Raw genomic sequence first — 19,338 nt, forward strand, 5'->3', positions numbered from 1 at the left:
TGCGGTCCATCATGTCCTTGCTCGCCATTGCAGCTCCCTAAGACTTGGAACCTGACCATAGCGCCTCCGCATGTCGCGGGTGAATGAGACTGGCCGGGCGCTCAGGTCGCCAGGCCGAACCGCTTCCACAACGCTTCGCGCCCCGGTGGGGTCAGCCGCAGTTCGCGACGGCCTTCAACACGCCGCAGCCAATCGTTTTTCACGAAGCTGTCCAGCATCGCCTCACCGACCAGCCCGGCCAGATGCGGGCGCCGCTCGGTGCAGTCCAGGCACCCCCTGCAATAGCGCGCGGGCCTGGCCGTCACCGGCTGCTGCAGCACCTCGGCCAGTGGCTGGCCGAGCTCCCGCAGGAACGCCGCGCCCTCCACGCTCACCTGCCAATAGCCGTCGCGCGGCAACACGTATCCGGACTGCAGCAGGTGATCGGTGATGGCCACCGCATGCACGCCGGCCAGGTGGCGGTAGCACGAGCGGGCCTCGCGCAGCGCCGGCAGGTTGCGTGACGCCGCAGCGGTGCATGACGGCGTGCGCTCGGCCACACGCAGGATACCCTCCAGCATGTCCGCGACCTCGGTCGAGGCCAGTCGATGGTAGCGGTGACGGCCCTGTGGAACGACCACCAGCAGATCACCCTCGATCAGGCGCCGCAGGTGCGTGCTCGCCGTCTGCGGCGTCACCCCGGCCACCCGCGCCAGCTCCATCGCGGTGTACGCGCGGCCGTCCATCAGCTGCAGCAACATCGTGGCACGTGCCTGGTCGCCGACCAGGGCACCGACACTGACAAGGGAACCGGAGGTGTGGACCATGCCGGCATTGTGGCATGCAGGCGCCGGCCGACAGTTCGATGCAGACCGAAGCATTGTCGGGCCGCCTCGGCGCACAGTCACCGCCCCGCTCTTCCGAGAACCCCAGTGACGAATCCTTCGATCCAGCGTCGGCGCATCACCCCTTCGGTCCTGTATCCGGGCACGCCGGTGCTGCTGATGACCACGCTCAATCCCGACGGCAGCAGCAACATCAGCCCGCTCTCTTCGTTCTGGGCGCTGGGCAACCGGGTGGTGCTGGGGCTCGGCACGCAGGGCCAGGGCTATCGCAACCTGCAGCTGCGCAACGAGTGCGTGCTGAACTTTCCCTCCTCTGCGCAGGCGGCCCAGGTCGAGGCCATCGCGCCTGCGACCGGCCGCGATCCGGTTCCCGATGCCAAGCAGGCGATGGGCTACGTGCATGTGCGCGACAAGTTCGCGCTGGGCGGCTTTACCGCCGTACCGTCAGCACAGGTGGCACCCGCTACGATTGCCGAATGCCCACTGCAGGTGGAAGTCACGGTGATGGCGATGCACGCACCCAGTGATGACGATGGCCAGCACTTCGTGATCGTCGAAGGCCGCATCCGCTGCGTGCATGCGCATGAGGCGATCACCCATGCAGGCAGCCAGCACATCAATGTCGCTCGCTGGAAACCGTTGATCTATCTGTTCCGCCACTACCTGGGCGTGGGTGAACCGGTCGGGCGCAACTTCCGCGCGCAGACGCCGGCACATGACCCGGCATAGAGGCGGTGATTCAAGGTGCCGGCGATGGTGGGTGGCTGGTCACTGAAATCCAGTACGACACCATGTCCACATAGCGGCCGTCGCGCTTCACCGCGCGCGGCTCGACGCCGGATTCGGTGAATCCCAACGATTCGTACAGTCCACGCGCGGCAGCGTTGTCTGCCAGCACCGTGAGCGTGAGCGACTCGATGCCATCCGCGCGTGCCGCCGCGAATGCCGCAAGGAACAGTTGACGGGCGATGCCGTGTCCACGATGGGCTGCGCCAACATGGACGCTGTGGACCTCCGCCGTATGCCGCCGCGCCAACCGCACCGGGCGCACATAGCGCAGGAAGCCCGCCAGCATGCCGTCAACGAACGTGCCGAAGTAGCGGGTACCAGGATCGGCAAGCTGGGCGCGCATCACGTCCGCCGAGTCATCCTGCGCCTCGGCCAGCGTGGACAGGAACGCCGCGGGCGACTCGCGAAGGGCCTGCAACCGTGCTTGCCAGAGAATATCGGCGTCGTCAGCGCTGAGTTGCCGGAGAAGCATGCGACACACCTGTGAGGTTGCTGATGCACAGGTGCCCAGCCTAGCGCGGGTTCGCCTGATGCGGCGTGCATGCAAGAATGAAAATCGTCCCTTCTTCATTCACCGCCATGACTGAACTGCAGATTCCCCGCGTTGGATGCGGCGCCGTCGTCCGTGATGCCGACGGCCGCATCCTGCTGATCCAGCGCGGACGCGATCCGGAGCGCGGGCATTGGGGCCTGCCCAGCGGCAAAGTCGACTGGATGGAAACGGTAGAGGCTGCCGTGGTCCGCGAAGTCCGCGAGGAGACCGCCTTGGAAGTGCAGCTGCTGCGCCTGCTATGCGTGGCCGATCATTTCGAGCCGGCGCTTCCGCAGCACTGGGTTGCGCCGATCTACGAGGCACGGGCAACTACCTGCACCGAGGCCTCCATCCAGGAGCCGGGTGTGCAGACCGGGCTAGGCTGGTTTGCCGTGGATTCACTGCCCCAGCCGCTGACGCAGGCCACGGTGCAGGCGCTGGCCCGGCTGTAGCGAGTATCGATCCGGGCACGTGCCGGTATCCAGACAAACAAAAAGCCCTGACCGGAGTCAGGGCTTTTCAATTGGAGGCCTCAAGCGGAATCGAACCGCTGTAAACGGATTTGCAATCCGGTGCATAGCCACTCTGCCATGAGGCCAACGTACTGCGCGCCAGGAACAGGGCCCTGACAAGACAAAACCCCATGATGGGGCCTGTCGGAACATGGAGCGGGAAACGAGACTCGAACTCGCGACCTCAACCTTGGCAAGGTTGCGCTCTACCAACTGAGCTATTCCCGCGTAAGCCGCCATGGTACCGGAAATCCGGAACACACACCAGCGATTTCACCTTTCTGACTGCGCGTAAAGCCTTGTGGCCCAACGTGCCCCGCCTTGCCGTGGCGGGAGAAAAACAAGGCCCCTACCGGGGCCCTGTAGAATCTGGAGCGGGAAACGAGACTCGAACTCGCGACCTCAACCTTGGCAAGGTTGCGCTCTACCAACTGAGCTATTCCCGCAGATTCTTCGACCTGCGTCGAAGGAGCGCTATTGTGTCCAAATTCCTTCACGCCGTCAACAGTCTTCACATCATGCGGTCAGGGGCGTCCGCGCTGGGGTACGCTGCCCCGCCCAGCCCCGTTCGCCCATGTTCCTTCGCGGCACGCCCCTGTTGATCGCCCTGCTGCTGCATCTGCTGGTGGCGCTGCTGTACTGGGCACTGATTCCGCTGGGAATGAACGCGTATCGCGACTATTTCGGCTTCACCTCCCATCGCGACATCGGCCTGGGCATCGCCCAGTTCCATCTGTTCTGGATGTTCATTGGCGCCCAGCCGTTGATCGCGGTACTGCGGCCACTGTTCGCCAAGTTGCTGGTGCTGGCGATCCCGTTGGCGTTCGCGACCTGGACGCTGATGCACAACCATCCGCTGCGACTGCTGTACTTCACCGTGGGGCCCGGCCTGCTGGCGCTGGCTGCAATCGTGGCAAGCCTGCGCTATCGGTCGCTCCACCGCGCGCTCACCACGACGGACTCCACTCATGCCTAAGCGCTACGTTCGCCTGTTCTGGCTGCTGGTCGCACTGACCTGGCTGGCGCTGATCGCCGCACTGGTCAATGCCGGCTTCACCCCGGACTACTGGCTGCTACATCACCTGGAAGGCGCCGAGCTGCCCTACCCGACCAGCAGCGTCATCGTGTTCGCGCTGCTGGGAGCCGTCGAGCTGGTGGTGGCCGCACTGATCGTGCAACCCTGGAAACTGAAACGCCTGTGGCTGCGCCTGCTGATCGCGTTCGCGTTGCTGGTGGTGTGGTCGGTACCGTGGATGCTGTCGGCGATGCACCAGCCGCCGGTGCACGGCACGCATCTGCTGTGGTTGCTGCTGCTGGACGTGGGGCTGCTGCTGGCGCTGTGCGTGGTGTCGCTGGTCAGTGTCCTTAAAAGCCTTTCCCGCAGGAAGAAGGCCCGGAACGCGGCTCCGTAAGCCATTGGATCCGAGGCCTTCACCGTTTCATTTTCGGATCTCTTGCATGGATTGCGGCAGGCCGATGCAGGAAGGTTGAGGATCCGCCAGCGACGAACGCCCGAATCGTGCCCCTGCCCATCGCATTCCGTGCTCCCCCTTCCTTCTGGCTGCTGGCATCACTCATCTGGCTACTGCTGGTTGCCGCACTCATCCATGCCGGCTTCAAGCCAGACTACTGGCAACTGCGTCACACCGAGTCCGGGACGCTGCCCTATCCCATCGGCTCGGTGATCACGTTCGCGCTGATCGTCCTCGTGGAAATGACAGTGCTGTGCCTGGCTGTGCAGCCATGGCGGTTCCGCCGCCTGTGGCTGCGGATCCTGATCAGCCTTATTCCATGGCTGGGGTGGAACGTCCTATGGGGCTTGGCTGCCATGCATCAATCCCCCGTGCGCGACGTCCATTCGAACTGGCTGCTCGGCATGAGCGCCCTCCTGCTGCTTGCACTGCTCGTGGTTGTGCCGGCCTCGCTTTGGCCTAGCCTGCGACGTTGGCTCGGGAACTGAGGCCCGCGCCCTACTTCCGGAACTCCACCCGCACATGCTGGCCGAAGCGCGCCTTGGCCTCGCCGTCGAACTCCAGCACGCACTCCACCACCTTGGCCACGCCGCGTCCGGCATCTTCAGGCAGGCGTGCCTGCGCGAACACCGGACTGATCCGCACCACGCGCGCGGGTGGCAGCGTGCCGGTGTTCTCGGCACCGTCGCTGTCCGGCACGACGGTGGCCTTCATGCCCACCTGCACGGCATCGGCATAGGCAGCGCCCAGTTCTGCACGCACCTGCAGCGGACGCGCCGGCAGCAGCGAGATCGCCGGCTTGCCAGCCTGCACGAAGGCGCCGAGGCCCGGCACCTGTCCGACCACGGTGCCGGCTTCCGGCGCGCTCAGCGACATCTGCTGCAGTTTCAGTCTGGCGTGCTCCAGCTTGTGCTGGGCCATGTCGACCTGCGCACCGGCCACATCGACATCGGCGCGCACACCTGCCAGCTGCTGCTTGGCCGCATCGGCCTGCTGGTTGGACGACACGCCTTCGCTGGCGCCGGTCGACAGGCGGGTGGCGTTGCGCTCCAGTTCGCGCAGCTGCGCCTGGCTGCCCTTCAGGCGGTCATTGGCCAGGGCGAGATCGGCGGTGGCCATCGCCACCTCCTGCTGCAGCAGGGCTCCATCCAGCGACAGCAGCAACTGTCCCTTCTTCACCGTGGCGCCCTCCTTCACCGGCGCGGCGGTGATCGAACCATCCACCGGCGGCGCCAGCGCGATCAGGCCACCCTCGACGTCGATGATGCCGCGCGCCACCGCGACCTTGTCGGCGGTAGCAGTGCTGGCTTTACCTGCAGGTGCTTGGGCAGGCGCGTCCTTGGAACAGGCGCCGAGCAGCAATGCCGCGGACAGGGCCAGGCTGAGGGGGAGCAGGTGCGACGTCTTGGTCATGGGGCGGACTCTACAGTTTCGTTCTGGCGGCGGTCATCACGGACCATGCCGTCTTCCATGGCGATCACCCGATCGGCATGCCGGATCAGGCGCGGATCGTGGCTCACGCACAGCACGGTGGCGCCATGCGCACGTGCGTAGCGGTGCAGGATGTCGATCACGCGCTGGCCGTTCTCCGCGTCCAGCGCGCTGGTGGGTTCGTCGGCGAAGATCAGCGTGGGCGACTTGGCGAAGGCGCGGGCAACGGCCACACGCTGCTTCTCACCGCCGGACAGCTGCGCCGGGCGCATGTGACTGCGGTGGCTGAGGCCCACCTCTTCCAGTGCCTTGCGGGCCAGCGGTTCGCTTTCGCGATTGCTCATGCCGCGGTAGCCCAGCGGCAGCTGCACCTGCTCCAGCGCGGTCAGCGCCGGGAACAGGTTGAAGCCCTGGAACACGAAGCCGACATGGTGCAGGCGGAAGCGCTCCACTTCACTGCGGGTCATGTGGCCCACGTCCTGGCCCAGCGCGTGCACGCGACCGCCATCGGGCGATGACAAGCCGGACAGCAGCGACAGCAGCGTGCTCTTGCCGCAGCCGGAGGGGCCCGACACCAGGGTCAGTTCACCGGGATAGATGTCCAGCGACAGGCCGCGCAGCACCGGCACCTGTACATCGCCGGACATGAAGCCCTTTTCCAGTGCATCGGCCTGCAGGGTCGGGGCGACGGCGCGTATGGAAGTCATCGGCCGGTCCTCAACGCAGCAGCAACGATGGATCGGAGCGGACGACACTGCGTACCGCCATGATGCTCGACAGCATGGCCATCACCGCGACCAGTGCCACGCAGCCGATGATGACCATCGGCGTCAGCTGCACCGGCACGCGCTGGGTCTGTGCGATCAACAGCACGACGGTGCTGAACGCCGCCGCCAGCAACATGCCCACGCCACCGATCAGCAATGCCTGCTCGAACACCACCCGCGCCAGCGCATAGCGTCCGGCACCGAGTGCGTTGAGCGTGGCGTACTCGCGTACCGAACCAGCCACCACCGAAGCGAACGACTGGTTGGTGATCACCGCGCCGACGAAGCAGACGATGACGGCCATGAACAGCACCGCGATGCCGGCGCCGGTATCGAACAGCCAGTATTGCTGCGAGCGGCTGGCGAACTCCGGTGCGGTCCAGAACTCGACCGGCGTGGCCTGCCCCATCGACGCGGCCAGGCGGTCGCGCACGCGGTCGGCCAGGTCTGGCGCGCGCAGGCCCGCCACGAAATAGGTACTGCCCTCGTGCGGGTCGGTGCCAGCAATGGCGCGCGCGGTATCCAGCGACGCCAGCACGTTGACGCCACCGAGGCCACGCAGGCCGGGTTGTGCGGCGACCACACGCACCGCCTTGCCGTTGATCCACGCACGGTTGTTCTGCAGGTCCACGCCCAGCGTATCCAGATCGGCGCTGTCGACGATCACCGCACCCGGCTCACGCAGCTGTGCGCGCAGGTCGGCAGGGAGGATGCGCGCGAACATCATCGCGTCATCCTGGGTGGAGATGCCGGACAGGTACACCGACACGTTGCCGGTGCCCTGCACGCCGGACCGCCATTCGCCATCGACCCACTCGTAGGGCTCGACGCGGGTGACATCCGGGTCCATGCGCAGGTGGCTTTCGACATCCGCGCTGATTGCATGGCCGTAGTTGACACTCTGGGTGCCGGGGAAACCGGCCCAGATATCAGCCGACGATGCCTTCACGTAGATCGCGGCGGTACCGAAGATGCCCAGCACCAGCGCCGCCTGCACGATCAGCAGCACGCCGGCGAAACACATCGCCAGCACCACCGGCAGGAACCGGCGCCACTCATAGGCCAGGGTCTTGCGAGCCAGTGCGATCATTGCGCCTCGCCCTCAGCCTCGACCGGCAGCGGCGCGCCGCCCAGGGCGCGGTACAGCGAGGCGAACGCGAGCACGCGCGCGCCCTGCGCACCGATCAGATCGGCCTGCGAGGCCAGTGCGGCGCGCTGCGTATCGAGACCGTCGAATTCGCTGGACAGGCCCAACTGCACCTGCCGCGCCTGGCGCTTGACCTGCTGACCGGCGGCATCATCGGCCGCGCGCAGCGACTGGATGCTGCTGTCCTGGCGCGCCAAACTGCCCAGTGCACCTTCCACTTCGCTCACACCTTCCAGCACCGCCTTGCGGTAGCCGAGCAGCGCGGCATCCAGCTGCTTTTCATCGGCATGGAAACGCGCGCGGCGCTGGCCCCAGTCCCACAGCGGAATATCGATGTACGGGCCGATCGACGGACTGGAGTCGGAGTTGGAGCGGGCGTTCTGGGTGAGGTTGTAGGCGTACAGGATCGAGCCGCCGAGACTGACCCGCGGATACATCGCGGCACGTGCGGAGCCCTTGCTCGCCGCGGCCTGCATCACGTCTGATTCGGCCAGCAGAATCTGCGGGCGGTGGCGCAGCAGATCGGCCGGCACCTGCTGCAGCGAGAACGCGCCCAGCTTCGGCGGCATGCGATAGCTGCGCCAGGCCGGGTCCGGGCCATCACGGCCCAGCAGCAGGGCCAGCGCGCGGGCAGCGTTGTCCGCATTCTCGCGGGCCTGCGCCGTCGCCGCGCGGGTCGCTGCCTGGCGTGCACGCAGACGATCAAGTTCGCCGGGCTCATCCAGGCGCAGACGCTGGCGGATCAGCGCCAGTTGTTCGCCGCGATCATCCACCGCCTGCTGACGGGCCAGCAGGTCCTGCTGGGCCTGCGCCACGGTCAGGTCCAGATAGCTGCGCACCACGTCGGCAATCACCGCCACCTGTGCGGCATTGCGCAGCGCCTCGGCATTGCCGGCAGAAGCCTGCGCGCTCAGCTGCGCGCTCTCGGCGGCGCCGAACAGGCCCAGGTCCCAGATCGCTTCGATACCGGCGTGGAAGTAGGTATCGACAGCGGCAGCATCCTGCACCTGCTTGGCGCTGGCCGAGATCTCCGGCAGGAAGCGCGAGTCCGATGTGCCTGCGACGATCCGCACGGCCTGCAGGCGCAGCGTGGCCTGCTGCAGGTCGAGGTTGCCGGCGATGGCCTGATCAACCAGGCCGTCCAGCGCCGGATCGGACAACACTTTCCACCACTGTTTCGCGTCCACGGCCACGCCCTGGCCCTGCGGAACCTGGGTCCAGGCACTGGGGGTACGGTCGGGAAGGTCCGGAACCGGCACCGACATGCAGCCCGCCAGGGCCAGGCTGGCCAGCAGCGCGCCGGGGCGCAGCACTGCCTGCAGGGAGAATCCGCGCCCGGTCCTGGGCACTGCCACTGGAGTGATACGCCTGACCACCAGCCCGCCAACGTGTAGAAGGAGCATGAAGGCTACCGTGCGATTGTGGAGCGAACATGGAGAAATGGTCCGAAAAAGGTCACAACACGCGTGCGGTTCAGGCAACGCTGGCGTTGGCCTTTCGCCAGCCTTTCACCGCATGCGACGCACGGAACGCTGATGCAACATCCAGGCCATTGCGTCTTGTGCGTCTTGTTGCCGTCTTCGCCGAGCCCCGCGCCTGCGGTCGTCCCCACGACCGATACGACCCGCCATTCCGATTGCGACACTGACGTCGGATTCGTCACGCCGAGCCACTGATATCACGCCCGCCATGAAGATGCCGTGGCGCGACTGTAGCGGCCCTGCCGGCCAACTTCATGACAAACGAAAAACGCCCCCTTGCGGGAGCGTTCTTCTTGAATCTGGAGCGGGAAACGAGACTCGAACTCGCGACCTCAACCTTGGCAAGGTTGCGCTCTACCAACTGAGCTATTCCCGCATATTTCGTTCGACCTGCGTCGAAGGAGCGCTATTGTGTCGATATTGCTGCACGGCGTCAACAGGAATTTTCACGTGAAGTGAAGGGCGGCGTTCAGACGCCCCCGCCTGCTCTCTTCACGTGCGCAGACCGCGGCGGTGGAAGTAGATCTGCTCGGCGATGCGCCGCGTGGCGGCCGTGTGCAGCAGTGCATTGAGCGGCCAATCGGCCTGAAGGTGATCCATCGCCCAGCGCAGCAGGCGCTTGCCATGGAAGGCCGGGGCGACCTGCTGCGCTACCCGTTCGGCGTCCGGCCCTTGGCCACGCAGATGTCGGGCAATCGCCTCGCCGACCGCCCAACCATGCCGCCACGAGGAATGGATGCCGCCAGCCGACAGCGGCGAGACGATGCCTGCGGCGTCGCCGGTCAGGATCAGGCGTTGGCCGGTGATCTGTCCTTGCGGCCGGCCGCAAGGTACCAGTCCGGCGCGGGTGGCCGACGGGCGCGCTGATGTCGGAATGCCAACCACATCGCGCACATGCTCAAGGAAGCCATCGATATCTGGCGGCCGCACCCGGTCCGGGTCATGGCGCACTGCCAACCCGACCTGCAGGCCGGTTGGATTCTGCGCGACCCAGCCGATATAGCCCGGCGCATAGCGCTTGCTGACGAAGCAATGCAGCGCATCACCCTGCGTCAATTGCAGGCCGGCGAACTCACGTTCGACACCGTAGAGATTGTCGCGCACCTGGCCAAGGCCAGTACGCCGGGCCACGCGCGAACGATGCACCATCGGCGCCGACCAGGTAGGCACAGCGCCCTGCCCCGTCCACCTGCCAGCCATCGCCACTGCGCTGGGCGTCGGTGAAGGACTGCTTCAGGCGCAGGTCCACGCCATTCGCGCGCAGCTCACTGGCCAGCCAGCGCATCAGGTTCGGCGTATCGGTGGTGAGGAAGTAATAGCCCGGTGCAGCCAGCAACACGCTGCGCAGGTTCGGCGCATACAGACGCACATCCGCGACGCGTTGCACCAGGTGTTCGGGCATGCGCCCCAACCAGGTCTGCTCCATCGCCTCCTTCACCACGATGCCGGTGGTGTGCAGGCGCTCGCCAGGGTCGGCCTTGCGTTCGAGTACGCAGACGCGCAGGCCGTATTGGGCAGCGGCAAGCGCGCAGGCGGCACCGGCGAAACTGGCGCCGACGATGACCACATCGTGGTCGTAGGCGGGGGATTGATGAGGCATCGCGGCGTCACCCTTGGAACGAAGGATGCAGCATCCAACCTTCATGTGGTGGGGCGATGGAGCGACGGTGAAGTGGCAATGAAGCGCGTTGGACGCAAACGAAAAACGCCCCCTTGCGGGAGCGTTTTTCTTGAATCTGGAGCGGGAAACGAGACTCGAACTCGCGACCTCAACCTTGGCAAGGTTGCGCTCTACCAACTGAGCTATTCCCGCTTGGGAGGCGAAATTCTACCCGTTCCAAGGATGGCGTCAAGCGCTTTTTTCAGGGTCTGCGAGGTGCCCGGCGCCACGTATCCACGCCATGCGTGGATAGGCGCACCGATGGGGTCAGCGCTCTTTCCTGCGGAAAAGGATCCGACCCCGGGGCTCAGTTGCCCAGCTTCTTCTGCCGCGCACGCTCGCGCGCCGCGCGCTCGTCATCGCGCAGGCTCGGCCAGGCGGCGTGCAGGTACTGCAGGCCCGACCACAGGGTCAGCACAGCGGCGATCGCCAGGGTCCAATCGCCGATGTGGAACACCGGCCAGCCCATCCAGATGTCTTCCACCGGCACGTTCGGAGCCACCGAATACAGCAGGCACAGCAGCGCAACCATCTGCGCGGTGGTCTTGACCTTACCGATCATCGCCACGCGCACCTTGGCGCGCTGGCCCAGCTCGGCCATCCACTCGCGCAGCGCCGACACCGCGATCTCGCGACCAACGATGACCGCCGCCCAGAACGCCATCCACGGCGTCGGGTGGCCCTGCACGATCAGGAACAGCGCCACCGCCACCATCAGCTTGTCCGCGACCGGGTCGAGGAAGGCGCCGAAGGCCGATTCCAGCTGGTAACGGCGTGCGATCCAGCCATCGAGCCAGTCGGTGATCGCGGCCAGGCCGAAGATCGCCGCCGAAGCGAAGTTGGTCCAGGTGTAGGGCAGGTAGAACACCAGCACCAGCACCGGGATCATCACGATCCGCAACAACGTCAGCCAGGTGGGCAGGGTCAACTTCATGCTTGCGTGCTTCTCTCTCTACTCGGCCGCATCAGGCGTGGCCAACCCGTGCAGGTTAGCGTAGATACGTGCCGCGAGGGCGTCATTGATGCCTTCCACCTTGGCGATTTCCGCTTCACCGGCCGCTTTCAGGCCGACCAGGCCGCCGAAATGCTTGAGCAGGCTGGCGCGGCGACGCGGCCCAATGCCGGGGATGTCCTCCAGCTTGCTGGTCATACGTGCCTTCTGACGGCGGCCGCGGTGGCCGGTGATGGCGAAGCGGTGCGCCTCGTCGCGCACCTGCTGGATGAACTGCAGCGCGGGATTGGCCGCACCCGGGCGCAGTTCGCGTCCATCCGGCATCACCAGGGCTTCGTGGCCGGCGCGGCGCTCCACGCCCTTGGCCACGCCCACCAGCAGCACGCCTTCCACGCCCAGGTCGGCCAGCGCGGCCTGCGCCTGCGCCAGCTGGCCGGCGCCACCATCGATCAGCAGCACGTCCGGCAGCACGCCCTGCTCTTCCACTGCACGGCGGAAGCGACGGTCGATAGCCTGGCGCATGGCGGCGTAATCGTCGCCCGGCTCGATGCCGCTGATGTTGAAGCGGCGGTACTGCGCGCGTACCGGGCCGGCGGCGTCGAACACCACGCACGAGGCCACGGTGGCCTCGCCCAGGGTGTGGCTGATGTCGAAGCACTCCACCCGCTTGACCGGCTCGGCCAGGCCCAGCATCTCGCGCAGCGCATCGCTGCGCGCGTGCTGCGCATTGCGGCTGTTGAGTTCAGTGGCCAGGGTCAGCTGCGCGTTGCGGCTGGCCAGTTCCACATAACCGGCGCGTTCGCCGCGCACGTTCCACTTCAGCTGCACCTTGCGCTCGGCCGAGGCTGACAGCGCGGCCACCAGCAGGTCGGCATCGGGAATCTCGCGATCCAGCAGGATCTCGCGCGGCGGCTCGAATTCGATGTAGTACTGCGAGACGAACGCGGCCAGCACTTCCTCCGGGCTCTCCTCGCCATTGGTGCGCGGGAAGAACGGGCGGGTACCGAGGTTGCGGCCATCACGGAAGGCCAGCAGCAGCACACAGGCCTGCGAGCCCTGCATGGCCACCGCCAGCACGTCCAGATCCGCGGCGCGACCATCCACGTACTGGCGGGTCTGCATGCTGCGCAGTGAAGAAATCAGGTCACGCAGGCGCGCGGCCTGCTCGAACTCCAGCGCCTCGCTGGCGGCCTGCATCTGCTCGCCCAGCTCGCGGGTCAGCTCGTCGCTCTTGCCTTCCAGGAACAATGCGGCGCGACGCACCGATTCGGCGTAGTCCGGCGCCGGCACCAGCTCCACGCAGGGCGCGCTGCAGCGGCCGATCTGGTACTGCAGGCACGGCCGCGAGCGGTTGCGGAACACGCTGTCCTCGCAGCTGCGCAGCTTGAACAGCTTGTGCATCAGGTTCAGCGTTTCACGCACCGCGGTGACCCCGGGATACGGCCCGAAATAGCGACCGGGAATGGCACGCGGACCTCGATGCAGCGCGATGCGCGGCCAGTCCTCGCGGGTCAGCAGCACATGCGGGTAGGTCTTGTCGTCGCGCAGCGAGACGTTGTAGCGCGGCGACAGCGACTTGATCAGCTGGTTTTCCAGCAGCAACGCCTCGGCTTCCGAGCGCGTCACGGTCACGTCCATGCGCGTGATCTGCGAGATCATCGACATGATCCGCGCGTTCTTCGGACTGCCGTTGAAATAGCTGCCGACGCGGTTGCGCAGCGCGCGCGCCTTGCCCACGTACAGCAGGGTGTCGTCGGCCGCGTACATGCGGTACACGCCGGGAGCGGTGCTGAGCTGGGCCGCGAAGGCCTTGCCGTCGAAGGCCGGGGCGGGAACGTCGGTCATTCGCTGATCGGCACTTCGCTGAGCACGCCGCTGTCGGGATCGAATCGCAGGACGGCATGGGCGTCGGTCTCGGCGATCCATACCGCACCGGCCCCCACCGCCAGGCCGGCGGGACCATGCAGGCGGCGCGGCAGCGGCTGGGTGGACAGTTCACCGCCGCCCAGACGCAGCGTGCGCAGGCGACCGTTGCCGGTATCGGCAATCCACAACAGCGGCGCGTCCGCGCTCAATGCGATCGCCTGTGGGAACTGCAGGCTGGCCTGCGCGCGCGGACCGTCGTCACTGCCGAAGCGCCAGGGCCCCTGCCCGACCAGCGTCTGCACCAGGTCGCCACGCAGCTGCAGTGCACGCACCGAAGATCCCAGGGCATCAGCCACGTACAGCACCTGTTGCACGACGGCCAACGCGGTGGGTTGGGCGAAGGCGGCCAGATGCCCGCTGCCATCGCGCTCGTCGATGGCACCACTGCCGGCGCGCCATTGCAGGCTGCGCTGGCCCAGGTGGTAGCTCCAGATGCGGTTGTCGCCGGCCATCGCGATGTGCAGCTGGTTGTCGGCAATGGCCAGGCCGACCGGATGGTCCAGCGAGACCTGCCGCGCCTGCGCCACCGGACCCTCCACCGGCGCACCAGGGCGACCATTGCCGCACAGGGTGTCGACGATGCCGGTCAGCAGGTTGATACGGCGCACCGCGTGGTTGCCGGTGTCGGCGACGTACAGCGAATCGCGCTCCAGCACCAGCGCCTGCGGGCGGTGGAACGCCGCTTCGGCGAGGTTGCCGTCCATGAAATCGGCGGTACCCAGCCCGAACTGGCGCAGGATGCGGCCACCATGGCTGCATTCGAGGATGCGGTGATGGCCGCTGTCGGCGATGTACAGGCGTTCGGTACTGACCGCCAGGCCAAGCGGGAATCGCAGGGCCTGGCGCGGCTCCGGATGCAGCTCGGTACCACCGCGTGGCGGCGCCAGCGGTGCGCCCTCGCACAGGGCGTTCAAGGCACGCTCCAGTTCACCCGGCGCACCCTGCCCGACCAGGCGTTGCTGCTCGCGGCCCTGCGCGTCCAGCAGCACCAGCGTCGGCCAGGCGGTGACGCCGAAGCGGCGCCAGCCATCCCAGTCGGCATCGAGCAGCACCGGCATCGACAGGCCCTGGCGGCGCAGCAGCTTCAGCGCGGTACCGGCGTCGCGTTCGAAGTCGAAGCGCGGCACCTGCAGCACCAGCGGCTGCAGCTTGCCGGGGTGGCGCGACAGCCATTGGCCGAATTCGGCCAGGCGTTGCGCGCTCCAGGCGGAGGCGGCGTTGACGAACAACAGCGCCACCGGCCGACCGCGCAGTTCGGTCAGGGTGCAGGGGGTGGCATTGAGCCAGGTGGCGAACTCGGGCAGGTCCGGGACGGGCTGGACGTTCATGGCCCGATTATGCCGGAGTCGGCGTCATGCAACAGTCGTGCCACTGCTCGTTTTGCAGCATCGTCGACCAGCGACCAGACCTGTTCGAAATGCTCACTGCCGCCGGTGTAGGGATCGGGAATCGCGACCCGCCCCTGCCCACCCGACCACGGCAGGTACAGTGCCAGGCGTTCACGTTGGGCGGGTGTGGCCAGGCGACCTGCATCGCGCAGGTTGGCTTCGTCGGCGCACAGGATCCAGTCGAAGCGGTCGAAATCCACGGCCTGCAGCTGGCGCGCACGCAGGCCGCCGATGTCCACGCCGTGCCCGGCCGCGCAGACGATCGCGCGCCGGTCCGGCGGTTCACCGACGTGCCAGTCACCGGTACCGGCCGAATCGACCTGCACCCGGCCTGCCAGCGGCGAGGCGTCCAGGCGGGCGCGCAGTGCACCTTCGGCCATCGGCGAACGGCAGATGTTGCCGAGGCAGACGACCAGCAGCTTCATCGTGCGGCCATTGCCTGCAGCAGCGTCTCCGCACGCTCCAGGTCTTCCGGGGTATCGATGCCGGGCGGGAACGGCTCCGGTGAGATCGCCACGCTGATCGGGTAACCGGCTTCCAGTACGCGCAGCTGCTCCAGCGATTCGACCTGTTCCAGCTGGCCCGGTGGCATCGCCGCGAACTGCTGCAGGAAGCCGGCGCGATAGCCGTAGATGCCGATATGGCGCAGCCAGTTGTGACCGGCCGGCAGCGTGTCGCGGCTGCGTGCGAAGCCATCGCGGTGCCAGGCGATCGGCGCGCGGCTGAAGTACATCGCCTCGTTGCGCACGTTGCGCACCAGCTTCACCACGTTCGGGTCGAACAGGGTGTGCGCGTCTTCGACGGTCGTGGCGAGGGTCGACATCGGCGCATTGCCATCCACCAACGCCTCGGCTACCGCACGGATGCCGGCCGCCGGCGCGAACGGTTCATCGCCCTGCAGGTTGACCACGACGGTATCATCGGCCCAGCCAGCGATGCGCGCGCACTCGGCCAGACGGTCGGTGCCGGACGCATGCGAGGTCGCAGTCATCGCCACCCTTACTTCGGCCAGCCCGGACAGTGCGTCGGCAATGCGCTGATCGTCGGTGGCGACCCAGACCTCGCCAGCACCGGCCTGCAGCGCGCGGCGCGCCACGTGCAGGACCAGCGACTCACCGCCCAGCAGGCGCAGCGGCTTGCCCGGCAACCGCGAGGCGGCATAGCGGGCCGGGATGGCGACGACGAATTCGGTCATGGGGCGGTACTCGGCAGGCTCGTTACAACGGGAATGCGGCCGGCGGCGCATGAATGCAAGCGCCGCCGCGCCACTCAGTTCGGTCGCAGCTTGTCCAGGCGGTCGGTCAGCGCCACCCAGAACGCGGCAGGCAGTTCGGCGCGCAACGGAACGGCGTAGTGCCAGTCGTTGCCGAACGCGCGGCATTTCACCGCGTCCTTTTCGGTCATCAGCACCGGCAGTTGGCTGCCGAAGGACAGGTCCTGCGGCTGGTAGGCCTGGTGGTCGGCGAAGGCATGCGGCACCACGCCGATGCCACGCGCGCGCAGCATGTCGAAGAATCGCTGCGGATGCGCGATACCGGCCACCGCGTGCACGCGCTGGCCCTTGAAGTACGACAGCGGGCGTGCACGGCCACCAGCCAGCGGCTGCGCACTGTCGATATGCAGCGCCATCGGCCACTGGCCGAAGCCACAGGCCTGGGCCGCCGTTTCCTCATCAGCCTGGCCGAGGTTGACCACGCGGAAATCGCATTCGCTGGCGCGGCTGACCGGTTCGCGCAGCGGCCCGGCCGGAATCATCCGGCCGTTGCCGTAGCGGCGCTGGGCATCGACCACCTCGATCTCGATGTCGCGCGCCAGCCGGTAGTGCTGCAGGCCGTCGTCGCAGACGATCACATCGCAGCCGGCCTCGATCAGCGCCTTGCCAGCAGCAACGCGGTCGCGGTCCACACGCACCGGCACGCCGGTCTTCCAGGCAATCAGTACCGGTTCGTCGCCACCCTTGGCGGTCGGCGTATCGGCCTGCACCCACAGCGGCGTGTCGGCATCTTCACGGCCATAGCCACGGCTGGCCACACCGGGTTTCCAGCCGGCCGCACGCAGGCGCTCGACCAGGGCAATGGTCAACGGCGTCTTGCCGGTGCCACCGGCGGTGATGTTGCCGACCACGATGACCGGTACCGGCAGCGTGTAGTGCTTGCGCCAGCCACGCCGATAGGCACGCCGGCGCAGCGCGGTGACGCCGGCATACAGCGGTGACAGCAGGCGCATTGCCCACGGAACCGGACTGCCGTCGTACCAGTACGGCGGGGTCTGGGTACCCTTGCCAGCCATCAGTCCTGCCTTTCGCGGAACTGCATGCTGTGCAGATGCTGGTACAGGCCGCCCATGGCGAGCAGCTCCTTGTGGGTGCCGCGCTCGACGATGCGGCCGTGGTCCATCACCAGCACCAGATCCGCGTGCTCGATGGTCGACAGACGGTGCGCGATGACCAGCGTGGTGCGCTCCGGCATCAGGCGCTGCAGCGCGTCCTGCACCAGCCGCTCGGACTCGTTGTCCAGCGCGGCGGTGGCTTCATCGAGAATCAGGATCGGCGCGTCGCGCAGGATCGCGCGCGCGATCGCCAGGCGCTGGCGCTGGCCGCCGGACAGCAGCGCGCCGTTCTCACCCACCGGCGTCTGCAGCTGCTGCGGCATGCGCGCGATGAACTCCCACGCGTTGGCCGCTTCGGCGGCTGCGCGGATCTGCTCTTCGCTCGCATCCATGCCGTAGGCGATGTTGGCGGCGATGGTGTCGTCGAACAGCATGACCTTCTGCCCGACCATCGCGACCTGGCGGCGCAGGTCGGCCAGCGGGTAGTCATCCAGCGCGACACCGTCAAGAGTGATGCGTCCGCCACTGGGTTCGTAGAAGCGCGGCACCAGCCGGATCAGGCTGGTCTTGCCGCTGCCGGAACGGCCGACGATGGCGGTGACCGTGCCGGGCCTTGCGACGAAGCTGATGTCGTCCAGGGCAATGCCACTGTCCTCGCGGTAACGCAGCATGACGTGGTCGAAGGCCAGTTCGCCCCGCACGCGCTGCACCGTGGTGCGGCCTTCGTCGCGCTCGACCCGCATGTCGAGAATGCTGAACAGGCGCTCGGCGGCGGCCACGCCCCGTGAGATCGAGGTCTGCACGCTGGTCAGGCGGCGCAGCGAGGGGATGATGGCCATCATCGAGGTCATCAGGCCCATGAACTGGCCCGCATTGAGACGCCCGGCCAGCGCTTCACGGGTCGACACCCATACGATCACCGCCAACGCCAGCGCGGCCAGGAACTGGACCACGCTGGAGGCGGCAGCACGGGTGACTTCCACCTTCATGTTCAGTGACAGCATGCGGTTGGCCAGGCGCGAGTAGCGCGAGATCTCGTGCTGCTGGGTGCCATGCACCTTCACTTCCTGCTGCGCGGCCAACGACTGCTCGGCGGTCTGCGCCATCGAGCCCATGCCATCCTGGATGCCACGGCTGATGCGGCGGTAGCGCTTGCCCACGTAAGACACGATCACCCCGATCAGCGGCACCACCACCAGCATGGCCACCGTGACCTTGACGCTCATCTGCAGCATCACCGCCAGCATGGCGATGATGGTCAGGGTGTCGGCCACCACGGTCTTGAGCGCATCAGCGCTGGCCTGGGTGACCTGTTCAGTGTCGAAGTTCAGGCGGCTGACCATCACCGGCGTCGCTTCGGTATCGAAATGCGAGGACGGCAGGTGCAGGTACTTGGCCAGTACCTGCTCGCGCAGGTCACGCACCACGCTGCGACCGGTCCTGGCCAGCGCATAGTCGCTGACCCAGGTCGCGGCGCTGCGCATCAGGAACAGGCCGAGGATGGTCAGCGGCAGGATCACCGCCATGCGTGGTTCGGGATTGACGAAGCCCCGGTTGACCAGCGGCTCCATCAGCTTGGTGAAGTGGTAACCGGCCAGGGCTTCGACCACCATGGCGATCACCGCGGCCACCATGAACACCCAGTAGGCGTGGGTGTACCCCAGCAGACGTTTGTAGATCGGCCACACCGGCGCGTGATTGGAACTCATGGACGCACCTCGGGTGCTGTTGCAATGGCAATACGGCGGAAACCGAGCTGACCCAGCGCATCCTGCGCGGTCACCACGGCCTGGTAGGGAGTGCGCGCGTCGGCACGCAGCAGAACGGTCTGTTCACGATCGCTGCCGGCCACGGCGGCGATGGTCTGCTTGACCGACTCGACGTCGCTGCGCAGCACTTCCTGGTCATTGATGAAGTAGCGGCCTTCGGCGTTGATCAGCACGCTGAGCGAACGCGGTGGTTCATTGGTCTGCTGCTGGCTGGCGGTCGGCAGCTGCACCTGCAGCGTCGAGCGCGCATCGAAGGTGGTGGTGACCACGAAGAAGATGATCAGCACCAGGATGACATCGATCAGCGGAACCAGATCGATATGCGGCTCATCCTGGGATCGGTCGTTGCCGATACGCATC

Annotated in this window: 19 protein-coding genes, 5 tRNA genes and 1 pseudogene; 5 read left to right on the forward strand and 20 right to left on the reverse strand. The window is 66.9% G+C overall.

Going from position 1 to position 19,338, the window contains the following annotated elements; translation table 11 throughout:
• Positions 1-101: 101 nt before the first annotated feature.
• Complete coding sequence (locus VPH47_RS13575; RefSeq protein WP_368851035.1) at positions 102-806, reverse strand: ArsR/SmtB family transcription factor; 705 nt, start codon at positions 804-806, stop codon at positions 102-104.
• A gap of 105 nt (positions 807-911) precedes the next feature.
• Here VPH47_RS13575 and VPH47_RS13580 point away from each other — a divergent pair, with 105 nt between their 5' ends.
• Entirely contained in the window at positions 912-1,553 is a 642-nt protein-coding gene (locus tag VPH47_RS13580; protein WP_180847500.1) for a flavin reductase family protein, read from the forward strand.
• A gap of 10 nt (positions 1,554-1,563) precedes the next feature.
• Here the strand turns inward: VPH47_RS13580 and VPH47_RS13585 are convergent, their stop codons facing one another.
• Positions 1,564-2,085, reverse strand: coding sequence for a GNAT family N-acetyltransferase (locus VPH47_RS13585; protein ID WP_180847499.1), 522 nt, complete (start codon positions 2,083-2,085; stop codon positions 1,564-1,566).
• Between the two features lie 107 nt (positions 2,086-2,192).
• Between VPH47_RS13585 and VPH47_RS13590 the strand changes: the two genes are divergently transcribed.
• Positions 2,193-2,597: an NUDIX domain-containing protein gene (locus VPH47_RS13590; RefSeq protein WP_368851036.1), complete on the forward strand. Its 405-nt coding sequence runs from the start codon at positions 2,193-2,195 to the stop codon at positions 2,595-2,597.
• 72 nt (positions 2,598-2,669) lie between these two features.
• Here VPH47_RS13590 and VPH47_RS13595 read toward each other — a convergent pair.
• The 3 genes from VPH47_RS13595 to VPH47_RS13605 form a co-directional block, all read right to left on the reverse strand.
• Positions 2,670-2,743, reverse strand: a tRNA-Cys gene (locus tag VPH47_RS13595).
• A gap of 66 nt (positions 2,744-2,809) precedes the next feature.
• A tRNA-Gly gene (locus tag VPH47_RS13600) sits at positions 2,810-2,885 on the reverse strand.
• A gap of 142 nt (positions 2,886-3,027) precedes the next feature.
• Positions 3,028-3,103: transfer RNA gene (locus VPH47_RS13605), tRNA-Gly, on the reverse strand.
• Positions 3,104-3,231: 128 nt separating this feature from the next.
• Between VPH47_RS13605 and VPH47_RS13610 the strand changes: the two genes are divergently transcribed.
• From VPH47_RS13610 to VPH47_RS13620, 3 genes are all read left to right on the forward strand, one after another.
• Positions 3,232-3,633, forward strand: a complete 402-nt coding sequence (locus tag VPH47_RS13610) for a hypothetical protein (RefSeq protein WP_368851037.1) — start codon at positions 3,232-3,234, stop codon at positions 3,631-3,633.
• Positions 3,626-4,069, forward strand: a complete 444-nt coding sequence (locus VPH47_RS13615) for a hypothetical protein (RefSeq protein ID WP_368851038.1) — start codon at positions 3,626-3,628, stop codon at positions 4,067-4,069. Before VPH47_RS13610 ends, VPH47_RS13615 begins: the two co-directional genes overlap by 8 nt.
• A gap of 107 nt (positions 4,070-4,176) precedes the next feature.
• A complete protein-coding gene (locus VPH47_RS13620; RefSeq protein ID WP_368851039.1) occupies positions 4,177-4,617 on the forward strand; it encodes a hypothetical protein in 441 nt (146 codons plus the stop codon).
• Positions 4,618-4,627: 10 nt separating this feature from the next.
• On the opposite strand, the gene VPH47_RS13625 is transcribed toward VPH47_RS13620, so the two are convergent.
• From VPH47_RS13625 to VPH47_RS13695, 15 genes and pseudogenes are all read right to left on the reverse strand, one after another.
• Positions 4,628-5,542 (reverse strand): HlyD family secretion protein, encoded by a 915-nt coding sequence (locus VPH47_RS13625; protein ID WP_368851040.1) that lies wholly within the window; start codon positions 5,540-5,542, stop codon positions 4,628-4,630.
• Positions 5,539-6,267, reverse strand: coding sequence for an ABC transporter ATP-binding protein (locus VPH47_RS13630; RefSeq protein ID WP_088025564.1), 729 nt, complete (start codon positions 6,265-6,267; stop codon positions 5,539-5,541). Before VPH47_RS13630 ends, VPH47_RS13625 begins: the two co-directional genes overlap by 4 nt.
• Before the next feature lie 10 nt (positions 6,268-6,277).
• Positions 6,278-7,417 carry an ABC transporter permease gene (locus tag VPH47_RS13635; protein WP_110711802.1) on the reverse strand — a complete coding sequence of 380 codons (1,140 nt, stop codon included), beginning with the start codon at positions 7,415-7,417 and terminating at the stop codon, positions 6,278-6,280.
• Positions 7,414-8,877 (reverse strand): efflux transporter outer membrane subunit, encoded by a 1,464-nt coding sequence (locus tag VPH47_RS13640; RefSeq protein ID WP_368851041.1) that lies wholly within the window; start codon positions 8,875-8,877, stop codon positions 7,414-7,416. The genes VPH47_RS13635 and VPH47_RS13640 overlap by 4 nt, the downstream gene beginning before the upstream one ends.
• A 378-nt stretch (positions 8,878-9,255) precedes the next feature.
• Positions 9,256-9,331 (reverse strand) — tRNA-Gly (locus VPH47_RS13645).
• A gap of 116 nt (positions 9,332-9,447) precedes the next feature.
• Positions 9,448-10,555, reverse strand: a pseudogene (locus VPH47_RS13650) (NAD(P)/FAD-dependent oxidoreductase).
• A gap of 137 nt (positions 10,556-10,692) precedes the next feature.
• Positions 10,693-10,768, reverse strand: a tRNA-Gly gene (locus VPH47_RS13655).
• 154 nt (positions 10,769-10,922) lie between these two features.
• The gene (pgsA, locus tag VPH47_RS13660) at positions 10,923-11,549 is read right to left on the reverse strand and encodes a CDP-diacylglycerol--glycerol-3-phosphate 3-phosphatidyltransferase (protein ID WP_012510614.1); all 627 of its coding nucleotides are present in this window, start codon (positions 11,547-11,549) and stop codon (positions 10,923-10,925) included.
• 18 nt (positions 11,550-11,567) lie between these two features.
• The gene (gene uvrC / locus VPH47_RS13665; RefSeq protein WP_088497723.1) at positions 11,568-13,412 is read right to left on the reverse strand and encodes an excinuclease ABC subunit UvrC; all 1,845 of its coding nucleotides are present in this window, start codon (positions 13,410-13,412) and stop codon (positions 11,568-11,570) included.
• Positions 13,409-14,821, reverse strand: coding sequence for a hypothetical protein (locus VPH47_RS13670; protein ID WP_197610477.1), 1,413 nt, complete (start codon positions 14,819-14,821; stop codon positions 13,409-13,411). The genes uvrC and VPH47_RS13670 overlap by 4 nt, the downstream gene beginning before the upstream one ends.
• The gene (locus VPH47_RS13675) at positions 14,818-15,306 is read right to left on the reverse strand and encodes a low molecular weight protein-tyrosine-phosphatase (protein WP_350260025.1); all 489 of its coding nucleotides are present in this window, start codon (positions 15,304-15,306) and stop codon (positions 14,818-14,820) included. Before VPH47_RS13675 ends, VPH47_RS13670 begins: the two co-directional genes overlap by 4 nt.
• Positions 15,303-16,076: a 3-deoxy-manno-octulosonate cytidylyltransferase gene (kdsB, locus tag VPH47_RS13680; RefSeq protein WP_368851042.1), complete on the reverse strand. Its 774-nt coding sequence runs from the start codon at positions 16,074-16,076 to the stop codon at positions 15,303-15,305. The genes VPH47_RS13675 and kdsB overlap by 4 nt, the downstream gene beginning before the upstream one ends.
• Before the next feature lie 74 nt (positions 16,077-16,150).
• A complete protein-coding gene (gene lpxK, locus VPH47_RS13685) occupies positions 16,151-17,170 on the reverse strand; it encodes a tetraacyldisaccharide 4'-kinase (protein WP_110711796.1) in 1,020 nt (339 codons plus the stop codon).
• Positions 17,170-18,918, reverse strand: a complete 1,749-nt coding sequence (gene msbA, locus VPH47_RS13690; protein WP_110711795.1) for a lipid A export permease/ATP-binding protein MsbA — start codon at positions 18,916-18,918, stop codon at positions 17,170-17,172. The genes lpxK and msbA overlap by 1 nt, the downstream gene beginning before the upstream one ends.
• Positions 18,915-19,337: a biopolymer transporter ExbD gene (locus VPH47_RS13695; protein ID WP_004152323.1), complete on the reverse strand. Its 423-nt coding sequence runs from the start codon at positions 19,335-19,337 to the stop codon at positions 18,915-18,917. Before VPH47_RS13695 ends, msbA begins: the two co-directional genes overlap by 4 nt.
• Between the last annotated feature and the right edge of the window lies 1 nt (position 19,338).

It is taken from the genome of Stenotrophomonas sp. WED208 (genome assembly GCF_040984485.1).
GTDB classification, from domain to species: Bacteria; Pseudomonadota; Gammaproteobacteria; order Xanthomonadales; family Xanthomonadaceae; genus Stenotrophomonas; species Stenotrophomonas riyadhensis.

Coding starts and splice junctions, on each gene's coding strand:
- VPH47_RS13575 (WP_368851035.1), bottom strand. CDS start 806: ATGGTCCACACCTCCGGTTCCCTTGTCAGTGTCGGTGCCCTGGTCGGC.
- VPH47_RS13585 (WP_180847499.1), bottom strand. CDS start 2,085: ATGCTTCTCCGGCAACTCAGCGCTGACGACGCCGATATTCTCTGGCAA.
- VPH47_RS13590 (WP_368851036.1), top strand. CDS start 2,193: ATGACTGAACTGCAGATTCCCCGCGTTGGATGCGGCGCCGTCGTCCGT.
- VPH47_RS13610 (WP_368851037.1), top strand. CDS start 3,232: ATGTTCCTTCGCGGCACGCCCCTGTTGATCGCCCTGCTGCTGCATCTG.
- VPH47_RS13615 (WP_368851038.1), top strand. CDS start 3,626: ATGCCTAAGCGCTACGTTCGCCTGTTCTGGCTGCTGGTCGCACTGACC.
- VPH47_RS13625 (WP_368851040.1), bottom strand. CDS start 5,542: ATGACCAAGACGTCGCACCTGCTCCCCCTCAGCCTGGCCCTGTCCGCG.
- VPH47_RS13630 (WP_088025564.1), bottom strand. CDS start 6,267: ATGACTTCCATACGCGCCGTCGCCCCGACCCTGCAGGCCGATGCACTG.
- VPH47_RS13635 (WP_110711802.1), bottom strand. CDS start 7,417: ATGATCGCACTGGCTCGCAAGACCCTGGCCTATGAGTGGCGCCGGTTC.
- VPH47_RS13640 (WP_368851041.1), bottom strand. CDS start 8,877: ATGCTCCTTCTACACGTTGGCGGGCTGGTGGTCAGGCGTATCACTCCA.
- pgsA (WP_012510614.1), bottom strand. CDS start 11,549: ATGAAGTTGACCCTGCCCACCTGGCTGACGTTGTTGCGGATCGTGATG.
- uvrC (WP_088497723.1), bottom strand. CDS start 13,412: ATGACCGACGTTCCCGCCCCGGCCTTCGACGGCAAGGCCTTCGCGGCC.
- VPH47_RS13670 (WP_197610477.1), bottom strand. CDS start 14,821: ATGAACGTCCAGCCCGTCCCGGACCTGCCCGAGTTCGCCACCTGGCTC.
- VPH47_RS13675 (WP_350260025.1), bottom strand. CDS start 15,306: ATGAAGCTGCTGGTCGTCTGCCTCGGCAACATCTGCCGTTCGCCGATG.
- kdsB (WP_368851042.1), bottom strand. CDS start 16,076: ATGACCGAATTCGTCGTCGCCATCCCGGCCCGCTATGCCGCCTCGCGG.
- lpxK (WP_110711796.1), bottom strand. CDS start 17,170: ATGGCTGGCAAGGGTACCCAGACCCCGCCGTACTGGTACGACGGCAGT.
- msbA (WP_110711795.1), bottom strand. CDS start 18,918: ATGAGTTCCAATCACGCGCCGGTGTGGCCGATCTACAAACGTCTGCTG.
- VPH47_RS13695 (WP_004152323.1), bottom strand. CDS start 19,337: ATGCGTATCGGCAACGACCGATCCCAGGATGAGCCGCATATCGATCTG.